This is a genomic window from Duganella sp. GW822-FHT06D06, from assembly GCF_058799615.1.
The window spans coordinates 80,258-101,645 of sequence record NZ_JBXALQ010000020.1 but is presented as its reverse complement, the minus strand read 5'-3'; the positions used below and the strand labels follow the sequence as shown (position 1 = coordinate 101,645).

Below are 21,388 nucleotides of genomic sequence, written 5' to 3'. Positions count from 1 at the left end.
TATAAAGGCAATTCGGAAGATAGGGCGGATCGCCGCAGAATCTCCTGTCTATACAGGTATCGCGGCCTTGTGGTTGCTAGGTGTAGATCTGGCTGGCGGCCGCCGTCTGGTGCTCGGGCGCGGTCACGGGCAGGTCGAGGGTGAAGGCGGTGCCGTCGCGCGAACTCTGGACGCTGATATGGCCGCCCAGTAGCGAAGTGACAATGTTGTAGCTGATCGACAGTCCCAGGCCGCTGCCGCCCTGACCGAGCTTGGTGGTGAAGAAGGGGTCGAAGATGCGCGACATGTGTTCCGGCGCGATGCCGCCGCCGTTGTCGCGGAAGGTGATCAGCACCCGGCCTTCGGCCGGCGTGGTCGCGCGCAGCCACATGCAGCCGCTGCGCTCGCGCACGAAGGCGTGCAGCAGCGCGTTGTTGATGAAGTTGGCGACGACCTGGCCGAACGGCCCCGGATAGCTGTCCATCGAGATCAGTTCCGGCACGTCGATCTCGATGCGGTGGTTGGCGGCGCGGATGCGGTTCATCATCGTCGCGATCACCTCGTGCGACACCTGCTGCAGGTTGAACTCGCGGCGCTGCTCGGTGGTGCGGTCGACCGCCACCTGCTTGAAGCTGTTGACCAGGTCGGCCGCGCTGGTCAGGCCGCGCATCACCAGTTCGTGCGCCTTGCGGGCGTCGGCCAGGTAGGCGGCCAGCTCGGAGCGGCGCAGGCCGGCGCCGTTGACCTGGGTTTCCAGCTCCTCGGTCTTCTGTATCAGCGTGCTGGCGATCAGCAGGCTGTTGCCGATCGGCGTATTCAGTTCGTGCGCCACGCCGGCCATCAGGGAGCCCAGCGCCGCCAGCTTTTCCTGCGACACCAGCTGGGTTTGCGCGTCCTTCAGCTGGCGGTAGGCTTCGGCGTTGTCGAGCGCGATGGCGCCATAGGCGCACAGCGTGCGGAAGATCAGCCGTTCCCGCTCGCCGTAGGCGCGCGCGTGCATGGCCTGCACCGTCATCACGCCCAGCGCGCGCTCGCCCACCAGCAGCGGCACATACAGCGCGCTGACCATCAGCTCGGTGCCGGGCGCCAGGAAGATGTCGTCCGGACCCGCCTCCTCGACATAGATCTCGCGCCGCTCGCGCACGCAGCGCGCCGAGTTGGCGCGCGGGTTGTCGATGGCGATGGTGTTGGTCGGCAGCGCGTGGCCGTTCTCGATGCCGAAGGCGCGGCTGACGGTTTCGTCGCCGGCGTCGCACAGGTAGATGGCGAAGCTGTTGGCCGGCAGCAGGCCCTGGACGTGGCGGGTCAGCGCCTGGAACACGGCGGCGGCGTCGAGGTGGGTGGTGATCTCCTGGCCGATGGCCGACAGGCGCTCCAGCGTGGCGCTGGTCTGCTGCAGCACTTCGGCGCGGCGCGCTTCGGAGGCCGCCAGTTCGCGGTGGTGGTAGCCTTCGGCGCGCGCGTGCTCGGTCTGGTGGTGCACCTGCATGGCGATGGCGCGGTTGGTGGCTTCCTGACTGTGGGTCTTCTGGCGCGCGGCGGCCGCGGCCTGCGCCGAGGCGTAGGCCTTGGCGTAGTCGCCGACCCGCGCGTATTCGCGTCCGAGCGCGTCGTGCAGATCGCCGGGCAGGGTGTAGCCGTCGATGGCGGAAGCGACGTCCAGCGCCTGGTACAGGTAGTGCAGAGTGGCGTTTTGCTCGGTCATGCCGGGCGGCGGCGGCAGCGCGTGGCGTTCGTGGATCACCGACAGCACCCGCAGCGCGGCGACGTGGTTGTCGCGGTTGGCCTGCTCGGCCGCCAGCTCCACCGCGCGTTCGGCCATCTGCAGCGCTTCCTGCGGACGGTCGAGGAAGCACAGCGCGTGCGCCTGGCCGCGCCGCGCGATCGACTGGAAGTCGGCCTGGCCCAGCGCGTCGGCGCGGCCCGCCATGCGGTGGAAGGCGTTCAGCGCGCCCGGGTAGTCGGCCTTGTCCAGCGCCAGGTCGCCCAGGTAGGACAGCGCGTGCGCGTAGCTGCGCGCGCCCGGCAGCGGCGTCATGATCTGCAGGGCTTCGTGCAGCAGCTCTTCGGTGGCGTCGAGGCGGCCCAGGCGGCGCATGGTTTCGGCGGTGTGCATCAGGCAGGCGCCGATGCTGCGCGGCCAGCCGGTGGGCCGCGCCAGATCGAGCGCGCTTTGCAGCCATTCCAGCGCCGAGTGGTGGTCGTTGAGGATGGTGAAATTGAGGCCGATGTTGATCGCGGCGGTGACGGCCACGCGGATCTGGCCGGTCTCCAGCGCCGTTTCGTAGCAGTGGATGTAGTGCCGCGCGGCGGCGCCGTGGTCGCTGTGCTGGCTGGCGGACAGGCCGAAGAAGTCGTACACCCAGGCCGCCGCGCCGGGATGCTGCGGCGCCGGGGCGGCGGCGAAGCGCTGGCCCCAGCGGCGTTCGGCCGAGCGATGGTCTTGCAGCACGGCCCAGCGGGCGATGGCCGCTTCGGCGATGTCGGCGCGCTGTGCGTCGCCGGCCTGGCGAGCGGCGGCGGCCATCAGTTCCAATTCGCTCTCGCCGGCGCGGTGGTCGCCGCGGTCGATGGCGATCCAGGCGCGCAGCCAGTGGGCGTCGGCGCAGCCCTGGTGGTCGCCCAGCTGGCACAGTTGATCGTAGGCTTGTTCGGCCAGGACGGCGGCGTCATCGAGTTCGCCGGCCAGCCAGACGGCTTCGGCCTGCACCAGCAGCAGGCGGGCGGAAACCAGGCGCATGTCGTCCGGCGACAGGGCGGTGGCGGGCAGCAGCTGGCGGCCCTCGGTGGCCAGGGCGACGGCGCGCATGGTGTCGCGCTGGCGCAGGTGCCAGGCCAGCGGCACCAGCACCGGCAGGCGCGCAGGACCGCGCAGCGGCAGCAGGGCCGCTTCCCAGTGCGTTACTTCGTCGTCGACCGCAAACATGTCCATCGGTGTCCTTGGACCGGGTGGGGCAGCGGGGATGGGGCTGCGGTACGTCACCACACGGATAATTGCCTTGGGGAATTATAGTCCGCAAATGCAAATTATGCGTGTGCTACGACAATTGTTTTTTTTAATATAGGGTTTGCGACGATTCATGCAACAGCTGGCCATACAAAGTGTGGCGCATTTTGGCAATCTTGCCTTCGGCCACGGCGGTCAGGATCGCGCATTGCGGCTCGATCAGGTGGCGGCAGTTGTAGAACTTGCACTGGCCCAGGTAGGGCTCGAAGTCGACGAAGGCGCGCTCCAGCATGCCTTCGCTCAGGTGGTACAGCCCGAACTCCTGGAAGCCGGGCGAATCGATGATGGATGCGCAGTTCTCTCCTTCTGGTCCCAGTTCCGGCAGCTGGTACAGGCGGGTGAAGGTGGTGGTGTGCTTGCCGGTGTCGAGCGCGGCGGAGATTTCGCGCACGGCGATGTCGGCGTCCGGCACCAGCAGGTTGATCAGCGAGGACTTGCCCATGCCGGACTGGCCGATCAGGATCGACGACTGGCCGGCCAGCAGCGGCTTCAGCACGGCCAGCGCCTCGTCCGGCCTGGCCTTGGCCGACACCTCATGCACCGGGTAGCCCAGCGAGGCGTACGGTTGCAGGCGTTCGCGGGTGCGCGCCAGTGATTCGGTGACGTCGGTCTTGTTGAGGATCAGGCGGGCGGTGATGCCGGCCGCCTCGGCCGCCACCAGCGAACGCGACACCAGGTCGTCGGCGAAGCCGGGCTCGGTGGCGACGACGATGAACAGCTGCGTCAGGTTGGCCGCCAGTAGCTTGGACTTGTACTGGTCCGAGCGGTAGAGCAGGGTCTTGCGTTCCTCGATCTTGTCGATCACGCCCTGGTCGGGGGAGGTCAAGGTGATGCGCACCTGGTCGCCGACGGCGACGTTGGTCTTCTTGCCGCGCGTGACGCATTGCAGCTTGACGCCGTCCGCCTCGGCCAGGTAGTGGCGGCCGTGGGCGGCGATGATGATGGCGTTCAGTTGGGTCGGGTTGCTCATTGCTTGACCGCCGTCGAGTGGAACAGTACGCCGGCCTTGGCCGCGCAGATGAAGTCGTTGTTCGACAGGCCGCCCTGGCCGTGGTTGACCGAATGGGTGTCGTAGCGGACGATGCAGTTTTTATAAGTCACGGTCATTTCCGGGTGATGGTCTTCCGCGTGGCTCAGGTAGGCCAGCGCGTTGACGAAGGCCATGGTGCGATAGTAGTTGGTGAAGCCGAAGGTGCGGACCAGCTTGCCGTTTTCCAGCGACCAGCCGGGCAGCAGCGCCACCAGGCGCGCGGCCTCGTCGGCGCTGAGCGCGTCCTTGGCCGGATGGCAGTTGCGGTTCAGCAGGTCGGCGTGGGTGTTGATCATGCGGCCGCCGCGTGCAGCTGACGGATGCGCACGCTGGCCGGCGGATGCGAGTCGTAGAAGGCCGAGTGCAGCGGATCCGGCGTCAGGGTCGAGGCGTTGTCCTCGTACATCTTGACCAGCGCCGAGACCAGGTCGCGGGCGTCGGTGTGGCGGGCGGCGAAGGCGTCGGCTTCGAACTCGTGCTTGCGCGAGCTGATCGAGGTCAGCGGGCCGAACAGGAAGGTGAACACCGGCAGCACCAGCATGAACAGCAGCAGCACCATGGCGTCGTTGCCCTGGCCGGGCAGCAGCAGCGGATCGACGCCCAGGCCGGTATAGAACCACAGCTGGTTCTTCAGGTAGCCCAGCAGCGCCAGGAAGGCCAGCGACAGCGCGAACATCATGCCGATGCGCTTGATGATGTGCTTGAGCTTGAAGTGGCCCAGTTCGTGCGCCAGCACCGCCTCGATTTCCTGCGGTTGCAGGCGCGACAGCAGGGTGTCGAAGAACACGATGCGCTTGTTGGCGCCGAAGCCGGAGAAGTAGGCGTTGCCGTGGGCGCTGCGCTTGGAGCCGTCCATCACGAACAGGCCCTTGGAGGCGAAGCCGACGCGGCTCATCAGGCCTTCGATGCGGGCTTTCAGCGACTGGTCTTCCAGCGGCGTGAACTTGTTGAACAGCGGCGCGATCACGGTCGGGAACAGCACCATCATCAGCAGCTGGAAACCGCTCCACACCAGCCAGGCGTACAGCCACCACAGGTTGCCGGATTTTTCCATCAGCGTCAGCATGACCCATACCAGCGGCAGGCCGATGGCCGCGCCCAGCAGCAGGCCCTTGAGCAGGTCGGCGAAGAACAGGCTTTGGCTCATCTTGTTGAAGCCGAAGCGCTGTTCCAGGCCGAACTGCTTGTAGTAGTCGAACGGCAGGTCGATGATGCCGCTGATCAGGGCGAAGGCACCCAGCAGCGCCAGCTGGTAGACCATGCCGGGGCCGGTCAGTTTGAAGAGCTCCACCGACAGCCATTGCAGGCCGCCCAGCAAGGTGAAGCCGACCAGCACCACGGTGTTGACCAGCAGCGTCAGCAGGCCGAACTTGGTGCGGGCGACGGTGTAGTCGGCCGCCTTCTGGTGGGCTGCAAGAGGGATTTTTTCGGCGAATTCGGCCGGCACGGCGCTGCGGTGGGCCAGCACATGGCGGATATGGCGCGAGGCGAGCCAGAAGCGCACCATCAGCGTCAAAATGATGAAAGATACAAACAAAATCGAAAACGCGAGTGAATACATTCTATGCCTGTGAGAAAATGGCGGATTCGGATTAATGAAGCCAAGAGAGAATTATGTCACAAGCTAACGAATTGCCAGAAGCTTCCGCACCAGAGGCCATCACCCCGCGCCAGAATGAATTTAACCTGGTCTGGGTCGATATGGAAATGACCGGCCTGGAGCCGGACACCGACCGTATCATCGAAGTTGCCGTGGTGATCACCGACATGCACCTGAATGTGCTGGCAGAAGGCCCGGTGTTCGCGATCCACCAGAGCGACGAGACGCTGGACAAGATGGATGCCTGGAACAAGGGCACGCACGGCCGTTCGGGCCTGATCGAGCGCGTCAAGGCGTCGACCGTGACCGACGCCCAGGCGGAAGAGGAACTGATCAAGTTCATGAAGCTGTGGGTGCCCAAGGGCAAAGCGCCGATGTGCGGCAACACCATCGGCCAGGACCGCCGCTTCATGGTGCGCTACATGCCGAAGCTGGAAGCCTACTTCCACTACCGGAATATCGACGTGTCGACGCTGAAAGAGTTGTGCAAGCGCTGGAAACCGGAAATCGTCGGCGGCTTCAAGAAACACCAGAAGCACACCGCGATGGCCGACATCATCGAGTCGATCGACGAGCTGAAGTACTACCGCGAGCACTTCATCAAGCTGTAAGCTGCATGCATCTCCGAAACAGGTTCCGTCGAACCTGTTTTTTTTCGCCTGCGGCAAAAGCCATGAAAAAATTGAAACTTGTTTTGATAACGGCGGCGCTAGCTGCGAGGCGGGAGGCTGGTCAAGTGACGGGCAGACTTATCGCGCGCCTGGTTTTTCCTTTTGGCATTACAATTATGCAAATGTTAAATTAGCAACCTCTTTGCAGGAATTCTCATGTCCGATCTGATCGAACCCGGCGTCGCCGAACAAACTCCCGTCCAGGCCCCGCCGCCGCCCAAGCGCCGCAAGTGGCCCCGCTACGTGCTGTACACGCTGGCGGTGCTGGGCGTGCTGATGATCGCGCTGCTGGTGGCTGCCTTCATCAAGGCCAACGCCGAGCCGCAGCTGATCAAAATCGACGAGACCGCCTCCATCGACGAGGCGATGACGCGCACCTACGGCAAATACTCGGCGGAGAAAAAGGGCTGGGTGTATGTGGACGAATCCAACGAACCTTTCCTGGTGCGGGTGATCCAGCAGGCGCGGATCGAGGCGGTGGGCGCGAGCGACGAGCTGTTCTTCGCCGCCAGCGGTGTTTCGCTGAAGGGCAATGGGCGGAATTTCTATGGCGTGTTCCAGATCCGTCCCGACACCAAGCCCGGCGGCGGACTGGTCGAGATCAGTTCGCCATTCCGCTACGAGAGCGATGTGCCGGTGACGCCGGAGAAGGTGCGCTTTGAAGCCTTGTCCGAGCGCACCTGGGGCTGGGTGCTGAAGGTGCAGACCGGCACCCGGCAGGTCTCCGAGCCGGTCATGGTCAGCAACGTGATGCTGGCGCCGCACGGCGAGGAGATCGCCTTGCTGGCCCGCTTCAAGGCCTCGGTGGATGCTGACCCGGGTGATTGCGCGCAAGCCAATGCCGACCACGAGACCTGGCGCAAGGCGGTGGAAGCGATGGGCAACCAGGAGCAGGCCGTCGAGCCGGCAGCGCAGGAAGCCGAGACGATGGACGATACCGAACCGATGCGCTGCGAGCACAGCCGCTGGACCTACCGCACCGCCGACGTCATCGGTCCGCAACCGGGGCCGCTGACGGTCAACGTCAAGGGCACGCAATACGGCGCGCCCTTGGAGGCGAAGATCTGGAAGCTGATGTTCGACAGCAAAGCCTTCGTCTACAACGTCCCCGATGAACTGACGGTTGAATAAGCGAGTGCCTATGACGACAAAACCTAAGCCCCGCGACCGTATCGCGCTGACGGTGATCGCGGTGGTAACGTGGTTCGGCCTTTTGCTGCGATTGAACGGCTATCTGGGCGCAAGCGAGTCCATTGTCGATGGCTTGGTGCTCTACTTTGGCTTCTTCACGATCTTGACCAACATCTTCGTCGGCCTGGTGGTGACACTGCCACTGGTCTACGGTGGCACGCGGATGGCGCGCTGGTTTGCCACGGACGCCAAGCTGGGGTGCGCCACGACGGCCATCATGTTTGTCTGCATCGCCTACCATATCCTGCTGCAGCATCTCTGGAGCCCGCAGGGCTGGCAGTGGGCGGCCGACATGACGCTGCACTATGTCGTGCCGCTGATGCTGCTCGCTTACTGGATCTGGCGCGTGCCGCAACAACCCGACTCCACGCTGGCGCCGTTGGCCTGGAGCGCCTATCCGGCAGTTTATTTTGCCTACGTCCTGCTGCGGGGCGAGTTGATCGGCATGTACCCCTATCACTTCATCGACGCCGGCAGCATCGGCTACGGCCGGACCATGCTGAACGCGGTCGTGCTGCTGGTCTTGTTTGTCGGGCTAGGCGCCCTGGTCAAAGGCATCGCCCGGCTTCGCAGCCCGGCTAGCGCCAAGGCTTGAGCTAACTCAGAGTTGCCGGTTTTTTTTTGTATATACAATGCCAGTCAGGTAAATCAAGGAATTTTTTGATTATCAATGACATTCGGCGTAAATTTGTATATACGCAAACGGGGGCGTATCTATGAGACAAAGAGCAAAGAAAATTGAAAGTACGCCGGAGGCCTGGGAGGAGGGCGCGCTAGGTCGCGGCGCTTTCCACGCTCGAACTGCTTCGATCGACATTGAACATCAGGTCGACGATGGCATGGGCCTCCAACTAATCTCCATTCGGTTGCAGAAGGAACTGATTGAAGATTATAAAAAAATCGCGGAATTTCATGGGGTCGGCTACCAACCGCTGATGCGAGACGCTTTGAAACGGTTTGCAGAGGCTGAGTACAAACGCATCGCGCTTGAGTACACCAAACTGAAACTTTCCAAGTAGTCTCAGGCGTCACGCTTCCACCGCGGCAGGCAGTTCATCGTGGCGCGGGGCCACCAGCGGCAGGTGCAGCGCGAAGGTGGTGCCGCCGCCGACCTGGCTGGTGGCGCGGATTTTCCCGCCCAGCAGGCCGGTCACGATGTTGTGGCTGATGTTGAGCCCCAGCCCCGAACAGCCCGCGCCCAGCTTGGTGGTGAAGAAGGGATCGTAGATGCGGCCCAGGTGGTCCGGCGCGATGCCCACGCCGTCGTCGCTGACTCGCAGTTCCAACCAGCCATCCTCGGCCGCGCTGGCGGCGATCGTGATGGCGCCGTTGCTGCGCCCCGCAAAGCCGTGCACGATGGCGTTGTTGATCAGGTTGATCAGCACCTGGCCGATCGGCCCCGGATAGCTGTCCATCGTCAGTGTTTCCGGCACGGCCTGCTCGATGACGTAGGCGGTCTTGTTAATCGTCGGCAGCAGCGCCTTGATGTTTTCCGCGACCACCTCGGCCAGTTGGAAGTGGCGTCGCTGCGAGCTGGTCTGGTCGACCGCCACCTGCTTGAAGCTGGTCACCAGGTCCGCCGAGCGGGCGATGTTGCGCACCACCAGCTCGGTGATCTGGGTCATGTCGCTGATGTAGGCTTCGGTGGTGCTGCGCGTCAGGCCGGTGCGGTAGTCGCTGGCGAACTGGCGCGTTTTGTCGGCCAGCACCGTGGCCGCCAGCAGGCCGTTGCCGATCGGCGTATTCAATTCATGCGCGACGCCCGCCACCAGCGAGCCGAGCGCCGCCAGTTTTTCGCTGTTGACCAATTCCTCCTGCGCGATCCGCAAGGTGTCGATGGCCCGGGCCAAATCCTTGTTGGCCGTGACCAGGTCGGCCGTGCGTTCGGCGACGCGCCGTTCCAGCGATTCGTTCAACTGGCGGGTGGCGGTCTGCTCCACTTGCAGCTGGCGGTACAGCTGCTCATTCTCCGCCACCGAGGCCTTGATGTTGGCGATCATTTCGTTGAGCTTGTTGGTCAGCAGATGCAGCTCGTGGTGGCCGCGGTCGTTCAGCACGAACACGCGGTCGCCCAGGTTGGCGATGTTCAGTTGGCCGACGAACTCGCTCAGTTGGCGCAGCGGCTGGCCCAGGTAGCGCCGCACCACGAACAGGAAGATGAACCACAGCGCGCAAGTCTTGATGACCGAGTTGACCAGGATGAGGAAGAAGCCGTACTCGACCTGTTTGACGATGATGCGCTGGTTCGAATACACGGTCCAGGTGCCGATCACGCGCGCCTGGCCGTTCTCGTCGTTGTAGAGGATGGGGAAGTCCTGGCTGAAGATTTCCGCGAACAAGCCGTCGCTGGCCGGCTCCGGTTTCAGATGGCCGTCGGCTTCGGCGTGCACCTTGACGCCCTGATCGAGCACGGTGCCGACGGCGCGCACCAGCTTGCCGTGATCGTCGGCCACCTTGATGCCGGCCACCACCGGCAGCTCGCTCATGCCGCTCAGGATGCCGCGCAGGATGTCGTCGTTGAAGCGCCACATGGCGTCGGCGATGCCGGGGCCGAAGGTTTGCTGCATCGCGCGGATCTCAAGCACCAGGCGTTCCTTGGTGTGCTTGTATTCGGCCGCCAGCTGCACCAGCGTGACCACCACGGTCACGATGAAGTAGCAGCAGAAAATAATCCGCAGCAGGCGCGCGGCGATGGAGTCGCCGGACAGCAGCGGTGCGGCGGACGGACCGCCATCCTTACCCGAAGGCGACTGTAGACCGAGCTTGGCTGGTACCGCTTGCACATGGCCTCCGTTGGCGCATTAAAACCAGATGGCTTCAATCGCCTTGTAGCGGCCATTGTCCCGAATGATCGTGTAACCGCGGTTGAATTGAGCGAGATATTTGGCGCCGTCCGGCCCCATTTTGCTGAAGGCGATGAATAGGCCGGGCGTGGATACTGTACCCACCAGCTTGAACTTGCCGCCGAGTTCCGCCGCCTCCTTGATGAACAGGGCTTTCGCGATGCGTTCTTCGGCCGCCATGTATTGGATGCGCTTGGCCAGCAGCATCCTGAATCCCTGGACATTTTTGTCGACGATGCGGCGCACGATCTTGGTGTTCAGGTCGAACTCGTCGCCATATTCATAGCCGCGCTCGACGCCGACGGTCTTGCCTTCCAGCTGCCTGGCGGTCAAGCCGCTTTCCGGCGAGTCGCTCAGCGCGTAGACGTTCATGTGGGTGGTGAACAGCGGCTGCTTGTGCCACAGGAAGCTGCCGCCTATCATCGCGTTGGGGACGGCGTCGAAGCAGCCGACCAGGCGGCCGCGCCTGGTGTCGTCCAGGCAGCGGGAATAGGGCAGCACTTCGAAGTTGACGCTGACGCCGACGGCGGCGAAAGCTTCGCGGATCACGTCGACCGAGAAGCCGCGCGCGCTGCGCTCCACCGCCGACGAATACGGCGCCCAGTCGTCTTCCGCGCCCAGGGTGATGGTTTCGGCCGAGGCCAGGCGGCAGGCCAGCACGAGGCAGCAAAGCAGGTATTTCATTCCATCTCTCCAGCCGGCGCGCGTCAACGACATGCAACTCCCTAATTGATAGCACTAATTCACTATAGCAGGGTTGTTTTGCTGACGGGAATGAAGTTTTTGCACCGGGCAGGGATGTTAAAAATACGCGACAAAATGATGGCGTCAGCTCAGCATGAAGCCCAGGTCGGCCTGCGGGAAGCCAGCCAATTCGTTCTTGAAGACCTGGTTCTGCAACATGTCCGCGTCGGCGCCGAACCAGCGGCCCAGCGTGGCGCCGTATTGCTGGTTGGAGAACTGCGGTATCCATGCGCCGCGCCCGGTGGCGTCGTCCTTGCCGCCCAGCGTGAAGTCGGGGAACTGGCCGTACAGCCCGCCCTTGACCGCCGCGCCGACCACCAAGTGATGATTGCCCCATGCGTGATCGGTGCCGCCGCTGTTGGGCTGCAAGGTGCGGCCGAATTCGGACATCGTGAAACTGGTCACCTGCTGCGTGGCGCGGATCTCCGCCAGCGCCAGCTGGAACGCGGCCAGCGCCTGCGATACCTGGCGCAGCATGTCGAACTGCTGGTAGGCCTGGCCGCCGTGGGTGTCGAAGCCGCCCTGCGAAACGAAGTACACCTGCCGCCCCGGCCCTTGCTGCGAGCGGATGCGGATCAGCTGCGCGACCGTCTTCAACTGCTGGCCCAGCGAGGTGCCGGGAAATGCGGTGGACAGCGGCGCGCCGGCGTTGGCGTTCTTCAGATCGGTCACCAGTTCCATGCCGTTCAGCAGCGCCTTGTTGGCGGCGCCGGCGATCAGGTTGGGATGCTGCGCCGACAGGATCTGCACCAGCGCCGCGCGCCGCGCATCGGCTTCCTTCTGCGGCCAGAAATTCATGCCGGCCAGGTTCAACTGGCCGTTGCCCGGCAGCAGATTGCCGTGGGTGCTGGCGCCTTCGACAAACAGGCCGCCGGCGCCGACCGCGATCGCATCCAGGTGGCCGCCGGTGCCGAGCACATCGAGCAAGCGCCCGCCCCAGCCGGTGGCGGCGGAAGAGGGCGTGCCGGCCTGGTTCTGGATGGTCTGGTCCGGGTGCGAGAACAGTTGCGATGGTACGCCGGCGCCGGCCAGGTATTGCGCCTTGCTCAGCGGCTGGCGCAGGTTGCCGACGTTGAGGATGGCGGCCACCTGGCCCTGTCCGTACAGCGCGTCCAGCTCCGGCATGCCGTAGTGGAAGCCGAACGGCTGCGTCAGCGGATGGTCGGTCGCCTGCAAGGTGGCGCTGCGCGCGGCCAGCAGTGTGTTGGCCGCGCTCGACAAGGCCAGGCCGTGGCTGCCGCGGATGGCGTTGTATTGCGCGTAGCGGGTGCTGTCGAGCGGCACGATCATGTTGTTGCCGTCGTTACCGCCGAACATGTAGAGGCAGACCAGCGCCTTGTAGTCGGTGACGGCGGCGCGGGCCGGCGTGGCCACGCCGCTCAGGCCCAGGGCGGAGAGCGCGCCCATCAGGCCGGTCTGCGCGCTGGCGCCGAGGAAGCCGCGGCGGGAGTGTGAGTGCTGGTTCATGATCGTTGTCCTTATTGTGCGACGGCGAATTCGGCGCTGATGGCGGCCAGGTAGAGCGCGCTGATGGCGCGCTGGCGCGGGTCGGTGGTGGCGTTGACGGCCGTGCCGATCGCCTGCCGCGCGGTGGCCGACATGCGGCCCGCCAGCAAGGTGGCGTCGACCAGGTTGACCAGCGCGGTGGCGTTGCCGGCCACGCTGACAAACGGCGTGATGTCGAGGTTGACCATGCCCTTGTATTCGCCGGAGATGAACTTGTACAGGAAGTTGGCGCGCGCCACGGCCAGGCTGGGCGCGTACAGCTGGAACTCGGGACCGTAGTATTGCGGCGAGCCGGGCAGGCGCGTCATCGGCGAGTAGAAGTTGAACACGCTCGGCGCGGCGGTGATCTTCTGGCCCAGCAGGAAGTAGTCCCAGAACAGGTTGCTCGGATCGGTGATGCTGGCGCCCAGCGCGCGGAACAGGCCGATCGAATGCAGCATCGGATCCTTCAGGTGGCCTTGCGTGGGGGCCGGCTGGTCCTGGCGCGCTTCGGGATCGGTCAGCACGGCGGTCAGCGTGGCTTGCAGGTCGCCGCGTCCGGCCGCGCCGTAGGCGAACACGTCGGCCACGCGGGTGATGTAGGCCGGGCTGGGGTTGCTGGTGACGAAGGCGCGTATCAGCCGCGTGGCGATGAACGGCGGCAGGTTGGGATGCTGGAACAGGTTCTGCATCACGCCGTCCATGTCCTGCGCGGCGCTCTGGCCGGCCGGCAGCACGGCGCCCAGCAGCAGCGTCTTGCTGCCTTTGTCGTGGAACCTGTCGCGCGGTTGCAGCGGGCCGGTGTAGCTTTCCCAGTTGATGCCGGTGGCGCTGCTGCCGGGATAGGTCCAGCCGCTCAGGGCGCGCGCGAAGTCGCTGATGCGGGCCTGGTCGTAGGTGGGGATGGGGTCGCCGTTGCGGTCGGTCTGCACGCTGCCGTCCTGGTTCAGCATGACCGGGCCGAGCGTGAACAGCTGCATCACTTCGCGGGCGTAGTTTTCGTTCGGCGACGGCGTGATGCTGTTGCCGAGGTCGAGATATTTTCCCATCGCAGGATTGAGCGTCATCTCGCGCAGCAGGGTGTTGAAGTTGCCGAAGGCGTTGTTGGAGATGGTGGTCAGCCAGGGCTGGATTTCGTTGGCGTAGGGGTTCTTGTCGGCCGAGACGACGAACAGCTGCGACAGCGCGAAGATCATGCGCTGGCGCAGCTGGTCCGGGCCGGACGCCATGTTTTTGTACCAGGTGTTTTGCAGCAGCCTCATGTCGGTGGTGACGGGGATGGCGCTGGCCGGCATGGCGAACTGCTGCTTGAGCCAGGCGGTCTGGCCGTTGGCCTTGATCGCGGCGACATCGGCAGGCGTGGCGCCGAAGGTGGCTTGCTCCAGCAGGCGCACGGCGCTGATTTTGGCGGCGTCCGGTGCAGGCTGTTGGCCGATCGGTGGCGGGGCTGGCGCGGGTGTTGGCGTCGGCGTAGGGGCGGGCGTAGGCGCAGGCGTTGGGCTTTGCGTTGGTTCAGGTGTCGGCGAGGGCGTTGGAGTGGGTGTCGGCGTGCCCGCCTTCTTCAAAGTCAGCGTGGTGCTGGCCGACAGATTGGCGCCCAGCTTGGCATCCTTGGTGGTGGTGCCGGTGATCGTGATCATGACATTGGCCGGCAGCACGGACGGCGCGATGTATTGGCCGTTCTGCGAATTCAGCCTGCCGTAGGTGGCATTGCCGCCGGGGATGCCGTTGACGGCGAAATTCATGTAGACGCCGTGTCCATCGACCCGGCCGAGGAACCAGACTTTGCTGCCCAGTGCGACAGGCCCCCTGGCGGTGCTCTCCACCGTGGCGGTGGCGGCCCACACCGAGCCGCTCAGGCTCAGCAGGCAGGCCACCGGCCAGATACGTGTTGGTAAAAATGACATCGACTTCTCCCATTGTTTTTCAGGCGACGGGAGTCATCTGGCAACATCTGTGCCAATCTCTAAGTGCTTGATTTACATGGAGAGGCGACAAAATTTGCCAGTGTCGGACAAAAAATGTCAGGCGGAGGCTGACAATTTTCGTCAGCCGGGCTCACGCGGATGCCGCATCCACTGGTTTCTCCAGGCCCAACTTACGCGTCGCACAGAACATCGTTATCGGAGCAGCGGCATGCAGCACCATCAGCCACCACAAGCTGCCTGTCAGCGCGTATCCGATGGTGAATGCAAACGCTACAGCGATGGAGCCCAGGAATTGCTTGACGCTCTTGAATCCGTGCCCCGCGCCGTAGGAAATGGCAGCCAGCGAGACTGCGAGCGGCAAACCAGTGACCGGCGTGAGCACAAGCAGCAAATACCCCCGGAATAGCACTTCCCATGTCGCCGTCATGCCGACCATGGTCACGAAGTACGCCACAATTTCCAGGCGCGTCCGGGGCATTGAAAATGGCATTTCGCGTAGCTTGTCTTCTTGCTTGATGCGGTCTTCCGGACTCATTTTGGATTCCGCCCGCTTGCCTAAAACATGCAGGACCAGCATGAGGACGGCCACTATCGCCAGCCCCCAGGCCCCGCGAGGCGACAACGGAATATCCAAGCCAAGTTGATTCGCCGAGTGATTTCCCAGCCACGCGACCAGCATGAACACAGCGAGCAGCGCCAGGACATAACGCCCCTGCCGCCAATAGCTCTGCAAAACGGGCAGATTGGGCTTTGGCGGTGTCTTGGATAAACTGCGCCAAATGCTATCGATAGGAAAATACACCAGCAGGTACAACGTGAAAATTACGTCAGCGACGGGGTAATTTAAAAATTGCATGGCCATGTATGGCGGTTAGCGTGCCTTGTGCTGGGCGAACAGCCAGTCGCGCCAGGCGGTGGCGAGCAGCATGTCGGCGGGCACGGTGTGCCCCAAGTCGCGGTATTCGAGCAGGCGGGCTTTGGCGCCGCCTGGCTGGCGCTGCAAGGCGGCGAACAGCGCGCGGTCCGGCTCGATGGAATTCTCGGTGTCGGCGTCGCCGTGGACCAACAGCAGCGGCAGGTCTTTCAGCTGCGCGGCGGCGGCGCGTTCCGGCGCGATGCCGGAGAAGGCCACAGCGGCGGCGTACATGTCCTGGTCTTGCAGCACCGCCTGCGTGGCGGCGGAAGCGCCCATCGAAAAACCGGTGACGTAGATGCGGTCGGTGTCGATGGCGAACTGCGGCTTCAGGGTTTCCACCAGCGCTTGCAGGGAAGGCAGGTTGGGGCCGGGCTTGGCCGCCAGCAGGCCGTCGGTGGAAGACGGCGAGTAGTTGGCGCTGCGCTCGGCGAACTGCGGCACCACGACGTAGGCGGGGTAGCGCATGCGGATCGCAGGGGCGGACCAGGACAGCGCGAGCTTGCCAAGCTGGCTGTTGTTGTCGTTGCCGACGGCGTCGGAACCGTGCAGCACGATGATCAGCGGATAGCGCTTGCCGGGCTGCAGGGTGGCCGGCGACATGATGCGGTAGTTCAGCTTGCCGGTCGGGCCGGCGTAGGCGCCGTTGTAGAACACGTCGCGGTCCAGCGCTTTCAGCAGGGCCGCGTCGGCGGCCTGGCTGGCAGGCGTGGTGCGGTCGGTCAGCAGTTCCGGCTGGGCGGCCGACGCGCAACCTGCCGCCAGCAATAGAGTGAGGAGTACACCACGCATGGACATGGGCTTATTCCGCCGTGTCAGCGCCGTGGCACTTTTTGTACTTCTTGCCGCTGCCACAAGGGCAGTCGTCGTTGCGGCCGACCTTGGGTTCTTCGCGCACCAGGGTGGTCACGGCCGGCTTGCGGCGCGGTACCCAGAACTTGTAGATGGCCGGCAGGTTGGCTTCCAGTTCCTGGCCCAGCTTGTGCGCCTTGACCGGATCCTCCACCAGCGGCAGTTCCTCTTCCTCGATCTCGTCGGCGCCCAGCAGGTAGATAGGCTTCATCAGTTCCTGGATGTCCGATTCCCAGATCTCGTCCCACGAACCGGGACGCAGCTCCATGCCTTCCCAGAAGCCCCAGCACCAGGCTTCGGCGTCGATCAGGGTCTGGCCTTCGTGCTCGTGCTCGACGAACAGCGGCTCGAATTCCTTCGGCGCCACTTCGAACGTCACCAGCACTTCGTTCATGAAGCGCATGATCAGGTTGAGGATGCGTTCCTCTTCCTTTTCGTTTTTGAATTTCGGGACGTCGGTATCTTCCTGGCCCCAGACGCGCTTGAGCCACTCCACCGGCATGATGGGTTCCGGGCCGATGGCGATGGCGGTCAGATAGCCGTGCAGCATATCCATCGTCATCGCATCTTCAGGGCTGCGGTCGGACAACAGGAAGTTGTCTAGTTCGTCGAATTCTTTTTCGCTCAGTGGCTGGTCGAGTTGCATGGCTTGCTCTTTTTATTGGATTGAAGCCGACAGTATACACGCCGCGCCCCGTACAATGCGGGCATGAACCAAGATCATTTCGACGACGAAGCAGAAGACGCCCGCGCAGCGGCCCTGGCCGCCAGCATGGCCGACCCGCAGGGCGGGGCGGCCGACAGCCAGCAGGAACCGGCGCCGCATCCTTATTCGGCGCTCAATCCGGAGTGCGTGCTCGATGCGCTCGACAGCATCGGTCTGCGCGGCGACGGCCGCCTGCTGGGACTGAACAGCTATGAAAACCGGGTCTACCAGGTCGGCATCGAGGACGACAAGCCGCTGGTGGTGAAGTTTTACCGTCCCGGCCGCTGGAGCGACGCGGCCATCCTGGAAGAGCACGCTTTCACCGATGAACTGGCCGCGCGCGAGATTCCGGTGGTGCCGGCGCTGGCCTTGGGCCCGGACCGGGCCACGCTGCACCATTTCAACGGCTTCCGCTTCGCTGTGTTCACCCGTCACGGCGGCCGCGCGCCCGAGCTGAGCGATCCGTCGGTGCTGGAATGGACCGGGCGCTTCATCGCCCGCATCCACGCGGTGGGCGCGATCAAGCCGTATCTGCAGCGGCCGGCGATCGACATCGCCACCTTCGGCACCGAGCCGTGCGAGTTTTTGCAGGCCAAGCAGTTCATTCCGGCCGATTTGCGGGAAGCCTACGCCAGCGTCTCGGCGCAGGCGCTGGACGGCGTGCGCCGCAGCTACGAGCGCGCCGGCGAGCTGCCGCAGCTGCGCCTGCACGGCGATTGCCACGGCGGCAATGTGCTGTGGACCGACGCCGGCCCGCACTTCGTCGACTTCGACGACAGCCGCATGGGCCCGGCGATCCAGGACTTGTGGATGATGCTGTCCGGCGAGCGCGCCGACCAGGTGCGCCAGATGTGCGACATCCTGGCAGGCTATGAAGACTTCTGCGAGTTCGACCCGCGCCAGCTGCACCTGGTCGAAGCGCTGCGCACGCTGCGGCTGATCCACTACTCGGCCTGGCTGGCGCGGCGCTGGGACGATCCGGCCTTCCCGGTGGCCTTCCCGTGGTTCAACACCCAGCGCTACTGGCAGGACCGCATCCTGGAGCTGAAGGAGCAGATTTCGCTGATGGACGAGCCGCCGCTGCCGATCTAGCAAGCGGCGTTGGCTTGGTGTAAAGTAGGCAACGTTGAGGTAAAAAAACATCGTGGCCGCAAGCGCCTGACCAACCAAAGGAAAACCATGCTGAAACGTAGTCTGCAAATTGCCCTGTTGCTGTCCCTGACGGCCGCCGCGCAGGCCCAGAACCCGCCCCTGGTGATGGAAACCCTGGGTATCAAGATCGGCGATACGCCGGCGCAAATCGACAAAGTGCTCACCGGACTGGGCTACAAGCTGGTCGGCAAGGAGGACTATGTGGCGCGGCTCGGCATGCCGGCCCGGCCGCAGAGGCGCGAGTACCAATATCTGGTGCCGAGGCCTGGAAGGCTGCCGAATGAGAAGGGCTACGTCAAGGTCGGTTTTGGACAGAAGACGAGCACGGTGGAGGCCATCGCCCGCCGCGAGCGGTTCGACCAGCCGGTATCGCGCGCTGAAATGGAAAAGGCCCTGATCGCAAAATACGGACCGGTCACCAAGCACGGCGGCCAGCTGGGGCCGCTTGAGTGGATGTCCCTGGAGTCGAATCGCTACAAGCCCAATGACAGCCCGGATGTTTGCAAGGTGGCTGTGGCCGGAAATGTCAATTACAACGGTTTCGCCAAAAGTTATGAGATGTGCCGTCAGACGGTGGCCGTCATGCTGACGGAGTTTAAGAACCAGGGCGCGGAGATCCAGGAGATTCAGGTCAGCATGGTGGACTTCGTTGCGCATAGCCGCGAAGCCGCGGCGCTGGAGGCGCTGGTCGAGCAAGAGCGCAAGGACGAGATGGAAAAACGCCGGCAGGCTCCGGTGCCCAAGATCTAGCCTCGGATCCGTCGAATTGGCGGGTATTTCCCGCTCTTCTTGCGGTTCGGCTTGCCTGCCCCGTGCTTGATAATGAGAACTCAGAAGTCCTGGTTGGTGCCGGGACATATCGTCTAGCGAGAACCCTCATGCAAGCACAACTGGCCAAACAAGACAGCGTACAAGACGGCGTCACACTGCTCCCCATGATGGCGCTGCATGACCCGGACGAACCGACCCACACCCCGCGCGCCGCGATGGAAATGAAGGCGATCCAGGAAGCGATCGCCCGCGTCGAAGCCGACGCCAAGGCCGCCTGCGCCGCCGAGAACCGCGCCCACGCCGAAGCCCGCGCCCGCTCGCTGGCCGAAGACCGCGCCGCGATGGACGCCGCCGCCGCCGCCGTCGCGCTGCAGAATGCGCAAGCGTCGGAGGAGGCGATCGCCGCCAACCGCGAGCGTCTGGAATCGCTGCGCGCCGCCGCCCAGGCCAGCGTGGCCCGGCTGGACGCCGTCAAACAGGAAACCGCCGAACTGCGCGCCCGGGTCGAAGCCGACACCCAAATCCGCGTGGCCGCCGAACAGCGCGCCAAAGCCGAAAGCGAAAGCCGCAAGCGCGCCCACGAACAGATCGCCGCCGAAACCGAGCTGGCCGAACAAGCCTCGCGCGCCGCCGAGGAGCTGGCGAGCCAAACCGAGCAAGCCCGCCTGCAAGCGGTTGAGCGCGTTGCCGCCGTGCAGGCCGCCAAGGAAGAAGTGGTCGGCATCGCCTCCGCCGATGCGCGCGTAGCGACCATGGCGCGCGAACGCGAGCGCCACGCCTACGCCGCCCGCCAGACCGCACAGATGCTGGTGCAGGCCGAAGCCGAAGCGCTGGACCTGACCGTGCAGCGCGAGCGCGCCGACCAGATCGCGCTGGAATCGGCCTTTAACCGCGCCGCCGCCGAAGTGCGCGCGCTGGAAGAAGCCCGCGCCCTGGCGCACCTGGAGCAGGAGCGCGAGCAGATCGCGCAGGCCAGGGCAGAATCCGAGCGCAGCGCCGCGCAATCGCTGCACCTGCGCCTGCAAACCGAAAAGGAAATCCGCGACGCCGCGATCCACCGCGAACGCCTGGAGATGGTGGCCGCGGCCAGCGCCCAGGCGCGCCGCGATGCGGACGCCAGCATCCTGGCCGCGACCGAAGCGCGCATCGAAGTGGACAGCCAGCTGCGCGCCGTGGCGCTGGCCCGCGTGCAGGCCGAGCAGGAAGCCGAACTGAAAACCCATACCAAGGTCGAAGCCGAGACGCTGGCGCTGGAGCAAGCCAAGCTGCGCCAGGCCGCCGATGAAGCCGCCGCCGAGGCCGCCCGCACCGACAGCCTGGAACAGCAGCGCGCCGCCGAGCTGGCCGAGGAACGCGCCGCCTTGTCGCGCGCCGCCGCCGAACTGGCCGCCAGCCGGAACGCCGCCGAACAGCAGGAAATCGCCACGCTGGCGCTGCATGTCGAAGCGCAGAACCAGGCCAACGCCGTGGCCACGCAAAAGGCCGGGCAGGCGCAAGCGCTGCTGCAAGCTGAGCAGGCCCGTGCCGCCGCCGAGCAGCAAGCCATCGCCGCGCTGAAAGAGAAACTGAACGCCGAGCAGGACGCCAGCGACGCAGCGCAACACCGCATCGCCGCCGAGCGCGCGCAGACCGAAGCCTATCGTCAGCAGCAGGAAGCCGAGCAGCGCCTGGCCGCCGCCGCTGAAAAGGAAGCCGAAGCGGCCCGCCTGATGGCCGCGCAGGTATCGCTGGAAGCCGAACAGAAAGCCATCGCCGGACAGGCGCTGGCGGCGCAAGCCCGCTTGGCGGTCGAGCTGGGCGTGGTGCATGCCGAGCGCGCCCGCGTCGAACAGGAGAAGGCCGCCACCGCCGAAGCGCTGTTGCTGGCCGAGCGTGAATTCATAGAAACCGAGCGTCAATCGCTGGCGCTGATCGACCAGAAGCTGACCCAGCAGCGCCTGACCACCGCCGCGGAAATCCGCGCATCGAAAGCGATCGCCGGCCGCCTGGAAGCGGAACGGAATGTCGCCACCTGCGCCCGCCAGCGCGCCGACGCCGAGCAGGCCGAAGCCGATGCGATGCACCAGCGCGGGCTGGCCGAACAAGCCACCGTGCAAGCGCTGGCCGACAAGGCCGCGGCACAGCTGGCCCTGCTGGAAGCCGCCCAGGCGCACGCCGCGATGCAGCGCAAGGTGGCCGACACCACCGCCGCGATGACCGCCGCCAAACAGAAATTGCTGGAACTGGAAACCCGCCGCCACGCCGCCGCGCAAAAAGCGCTGGCGGCGGTGCAAGCGAAGGTAGCCGTGGCCGCCGGCGAGTGCAAGCAAGCGGAAGAGGGCGCAGTGGTCGCCACGCTGGACGCCGCCCGCGCCCGCAAGGAAGCCGCCCGCCTGGCCCCGCCAGCCGAAGCCGGCAAAGCCGTCTGGCGCGCCCGCTAAAACCGCCGGGGGTCAAGTCTGACATTCGGACACGAGCTCGACCGTAGCAGGTCGCTACGGTCGAGCTCGTGTCCGAATGTCAGACTTGACCCCCCG

19 protein-coding genes are annotated in these 21,388 nt (G+C 64.8%); 8 read left to right on the top strand and 11 right to left on the bottom strand.

Annotated elements, in window-relative coordinates:
* Positions 1-76: 76 nt before the first annotated feature.
* From AC1RMD_RS26955 to AC1RMD_RS26940, 4 genes are all read right to left on the bottom strand, one after another.
* Positions 77-2,911, bottom strand: coding sequence for a sensor histidine kinase (locus AC1RMD_RS26955; RefSeq protein ID WP_492931207.1), 2,835 nt, complete (start codon positions 2,909-2,911; stop codon positions 77-79).
* A 124-nt stretch (positions 2,912-3,035) separates the two neighbouring features.
* Positions 3,036-3,956 (bottom strand): ribosome small subunit-dependent GTPase A, encoded by a 921-nt coding sequence (gene rsgA, locus AC1RMD_RS26950; protein ID WP_492931205.1) that lies wholly within the window; start codon positions 3,954-3,956, stop codon positions 3,036-3,038.
* Positions 3,953-4,312, bottom strand: coding sequence for a 4a-hydroxytetrahydrobiopterin dehydratase (locus AC1RMD_RS26945; RefSeq protein WP_492931203.1), 360 nt, complete (start codon positions 4,310-4,312; stop codon positions 3,953-3,955). Before AC1RMD_RS26945 ends, rsgA begins: the two co-directional genes overlap by 4 nt.
* On the bottom strand, positions 4,309-5,577 hold the full coding sequence (locus AC1RMD_RS26940; protein ID WP_492931201.1) for a M48 family metallopeptidase: 1,269 nt from the start codon (positions 5,575-5,577) through the stop codon (positions 4,309-4,311). Before AC1RMD_RS26940 ends, AC1RMD_RS26945 begins: the two co-directional genes overlap by 4 nt.
* A gap of 53 nt (positions 5,578-5,630) precedes the next feature.
* Here AC1RMD_RS26940 and orn point away from each other — a divergent pair, with 53 nt between their 5' ends.
* The 5 genes from orn to AC1RMD_RS26915 all read left to right on the top strand — a co-directional run bounded on the left by orn (position 5,631) and on the right by AC1RMD_RS26915 (position 8,497).
* A complete protein-coding gene (orn, locus tag AC1RMD_RS26935) occupies positions 5,631-6,227 on the top strand; it encodes an oligoribonuclease (RefSeq protein WP_492931199.1) in 597 nt (198 codons plus the stop codon).
* Positions 6,228-6,289: 62 nt separating this feature from the next.
* Positions 6,290-6,421: a hypothetical protein gene (locus AC1RMD_RS26930; RefSeq protein ID WP_492931197.1), complete on the top strand. Its 132-nt coding sequence runs from the start codon at positions 6,290-6,292 to the stop codon at positions 6,419-6,421.
* A 22-nt stretch (positions 6,422-6,443) separates the two neighbouring features.
* Positions 6,444-7,418: a hypothetical protein gene (locus tag AC1RMD_RS26925; protein ID WP_492931195.1), complete on the top strand. Its 975-nt coding sequence runs from the start codon at positions 6,444-6,446 to the stop codon at positions 7,416-7,418.
* 10 nt (positions 7,419-7,428) lie between these two features.
* On the top strand, positions 7,429-8,073 hold the full coding sequence (locus AC1RMD_RS26920) for a Pr6Pr family membrane protein (RefSeq protein ID WP_492931193.1): 645 nt from the start codon (positions 7,429-7,431) through the stop codon (positions 8,071-8,073).
* A 121-nt stretch (positions 8,074-8,194) separates the two neighbouring features.
* Complete coding sequence (locus AC1RMD_RS26915; RefSeq protein ID WP_492931191.1) at positions 8,195-8,497, top strand: hypothetical protein; 303 nt, start codon at positions 8,195-8,197, stop codon at positions 8,495-8,497.
* Positions 8,498-8,506: 9 nt separating this feature from the next.
* On the opposite strand, the gene AC1RMD_RS26910 is transcribed toward AC1RMD_RS26915, so the two are convergent.
* From AC1RMD_RS26910 to AC1RMD_RS26880, 7 genes are all read right to left on the bottom strand, one after another.
* Positions 8,507-10,261 carry a sensor histidine kinase gene (locus tag AC1RMD_RS26910; protein ID WP_492931189.1) on the bottom strand — a complete coding sequence of 585 codons (1,755 nt, stop codon included), beginning with the start codon at positions 10,259-10,261 and terminating at the stop codon, positions 8,507-8,509.
* Between the two features lie 18 nt (positions 10,262-10,279).
* On the bottom strand, positions 10,280-11,005 hold the full coding sequence (locus AC1RMD_RS26905; protein ID WP_492931187.1) for a substrate-binding periplasmic protein: 726 nt from the start codon (positions 11,003-11,005) through the stop codon (positions 10,280-10,282).
* Positions 11,006-11,149: 144 nt separating this feature from the next.
* Positions 11,150-12,532 carry a DUF1501 domain-containing protein gene (locus tag AC1RMD_RS26900; protein ID WP_492931185.1) on the bottom strand — a complete coding sequence of 461 codons (1,383 nt, stop codon included), beginning with the start codon at positions 12,530-12,532 and terminating at the stop codon, positions 11,150-11,152.
* Between the two features lie 11 nt (positions 12,533-12,543).
* Positions 12,544-14,457, bottom strand: coding sequence for a DUF1800 domain-containing protein (locus tag AC1RMD_RS26895; RefSeq protein ID WP_492931183.1), 1,914 nt, complete (start codon positions 14,455-14,457; stop codon positions 12,544-12,546).
* A 151-nt stretch (positions 14,458-14,608) separates the two neighbouring features.
* On the bottom strand, positions 14,609-15,340 hold the full coding sequence (locus AC1RMD_RS26890) for a CPBP family intramembrane glutamic endopeptidase (protein WP_492931181.1): 732 nt from the start codon (positions 15,338-15,340) through the stop codon (positions 14,609-14,611).
* A gap of 9 nt (positions 15,341-15,349) precedes the next feature.
* On the bottom strand, positions 15,350-16,189 hold the full coding sequence (locus AC1RMD_RS26885) for a carboxylesterase family protein (RefSeq protein ID WP_492931179.1): 840 nt from the start codon (positions 16,187-16,189) through the stop codon (positions 15,350-15,352).
* A gap of 4 nt (positions 16,190-16,193) precedes the next feature.
* Positions 16,194-16,889, bottom strand: coding sequence for a UPF0149 family protein (locus AC1RMD_RS26880; RefSeq protein WP_332856415.1), 696 nt, complete (start codon positions 16,887-16,889; stop codon positions 16,194-16,196).
* Positions 16,890-16,952: 63 nt separating this feature from the next.
* Between AC1RMD_RS26880 and AC1RMD_RS26875 the strand changes: the two genes are divergently transcribed.
* The 3 genes from AC1RMD_RS26875 to AC1RMD_RS26865 all read left to right on the top strand — a co-directional run bounded on the left by AC1RMD_RS26875 (position 16,953) and on the right by AC1RMD_RS26865 (position 21,292).
* Positions 16,953-18,041, top strand: a complete 1,089-nt coding sequence (locus tag AC1RMD_RS26875) for a serine/threonine protein kinase (protein ID WP_492931177.1) — start codon at positions 16,953-16,955, stop codon at positions 18,039-18,041.
* Positions 18,042-18,128: 87 nt separating this feature from the next.
* Positions 18,129-18,851, top strand: coding sequence for a hypothetical protein (locus tag AC1RMD_RS26870; RefSeq protein ID WP_492931175.1), 723 nt, complete (start codon positions 18,129-18,131; stop codon positions 18,849-18,851).
* A 128-nt stretch (positions 18,852-18,979) separates the two neighbouring features.
* Entirely contained in the window at positions 18,980-21,292 is a 2,313-nt protein-coding gene (locus AC1RMD_RS26865; RefSeq protein WP_492931173.1) for a coiled-coil domain-containing protein, read from the top strand.
* The last annotated feature ends 96 nt before the right edge of the window (positions 21,293-21,388 follow it).

Excerpts from the sequence above, each read along its gene's own strand:
- AC1RMD_RS26925 (WP_492931195.1), top strand. The coding sequence starts at position 6,444 with ATGTCCGATCTGATCGAACCCGGCGTCGCCGAACAAACTCCCGTCCAG.
- AC1RMD_RS26870 (WP_492931175.1), top strand. The coding sequence starts at position 18,129 with ATGCTGAAACGTAGTCTGCAAATTGCCCTGTTGCTGTCCCTGACGGCC.
- AC1RMD_RS26885 (WP_492931179.1), bottom strand. The coding sequence starts at position 16,189 with ATGTCCATGCGTGGTGTACTCCTCACTCTATTGCTGGCGGCAGGTTGC.
- AC1RMD_RS26905 (WP_492931187.1), bottom strand. The coding sequence starts at position 11,005 with ATGAAATACCTGCTTTGCTGCCTCGTGCTGGCCTGCCGCCTGGCCTCG.
- AC1RMD_RS26945 (WP_492931203.1), bottom strand. The coding sequence starts at position 4,312 with ATGATCAACACCCACGCCGACCTGCTGAACCGCAACTGCCATCCGGCC.
- rsgA (WP_492931205.1), bottom strand. The coding sequence starts at position 3,956 with ATGAGCAACCCGACCCAACTGAACGCCATCATCATCGCCGCCCACGGC.
- AC1RMD_RS26930 (WP_492931197.1), top strand. The coding sequence starts at position 6,290 with ATGAAAAAATTGAAACTTGTTTTGATAACGGCGGCGCTAGCTGCGAGG.
- orn (WP_492931199.1), top strand. The coding sequence starts at position 5,631 with ATGTCACAAGCTAACGAATTGCCAGAAGCTTCCGCACCAGAGGCCATC.
- AC1RMD_RS26865 (WP_492931173.1), top strand. The coding sequence starts at position 18,980 with ATGCAAGCACAACTGGCCAAACAAGACAGCGTACAAGACGGCGTCACA.
- AC1RMD_RS26875 (WP_492931177.1), top strand. The coding sequence starts at position 16,953 with ATGAACCAAGATCATTTCGACGACGAAGCAGAAGACGCCCGCGCAGCG.
- AC1RMD_RS26880 (WP_332856415.1), bottom strand. The coding sequence starts at position 16,889 with ATGCAACTCGACCAGCCACTGAGCGAAAAAGAATTCGACGAACTAGAC.
- AC1RMD_RS26940 (WP_492931201.1), bottom strand. The coding sequence starts at position 5,577 with ATGTATTCACTCGCGTTTTCGATTTTGTTTGTATCTTTCATCATTTTG.
- AC1RMD_RS26955 (WP_492931207.1), bottom strand. The coding sequence starts at position 2,911 with ATGGACATGTTTGCGGTCGACGACGAAGTAACGCACTGGGAAGCGGCC.
- AC1RMD_RS26890 (WP_492931181.1), bottom strand. The coding sequence starts at position 15,340 with ATGGCCATGCAATTTTTAAATTACCCCGTCGCTGACGTAATTTTCACG.
- AC1RMD_RS26915 (WP_492931191.1), top strand. The coding sequence starts at position 8,195 with ATGAGACAAAGAGCAAAGAAAATTGAAAGTACGCCGGAGGCCTGGGAG.
- AC1RMD_RS26895 (WP_492931183.1), bottom strand. The coding sequence starts at position 14,457 with ATGTCATTTTTACCAACACGTATCTGGCCGGTGGCCTGCCTGCTGAGC.
- AC1RMD_RS26900 (WP_492931185.1), bottom strand. The coding sequence starts at position 12,532 with ATGAACCAGCACTCACACTCCCGCCGCGGCTTCCTCGGCGCCAGCGCG.
- AC1RMD_RS26920 (WP_492931193.1), top strand. The coding sequence starts at position 7,429 with ATGACGACAAAACCTAAGCCCCGCGACCGTATCGCGCTGACGGTGATC.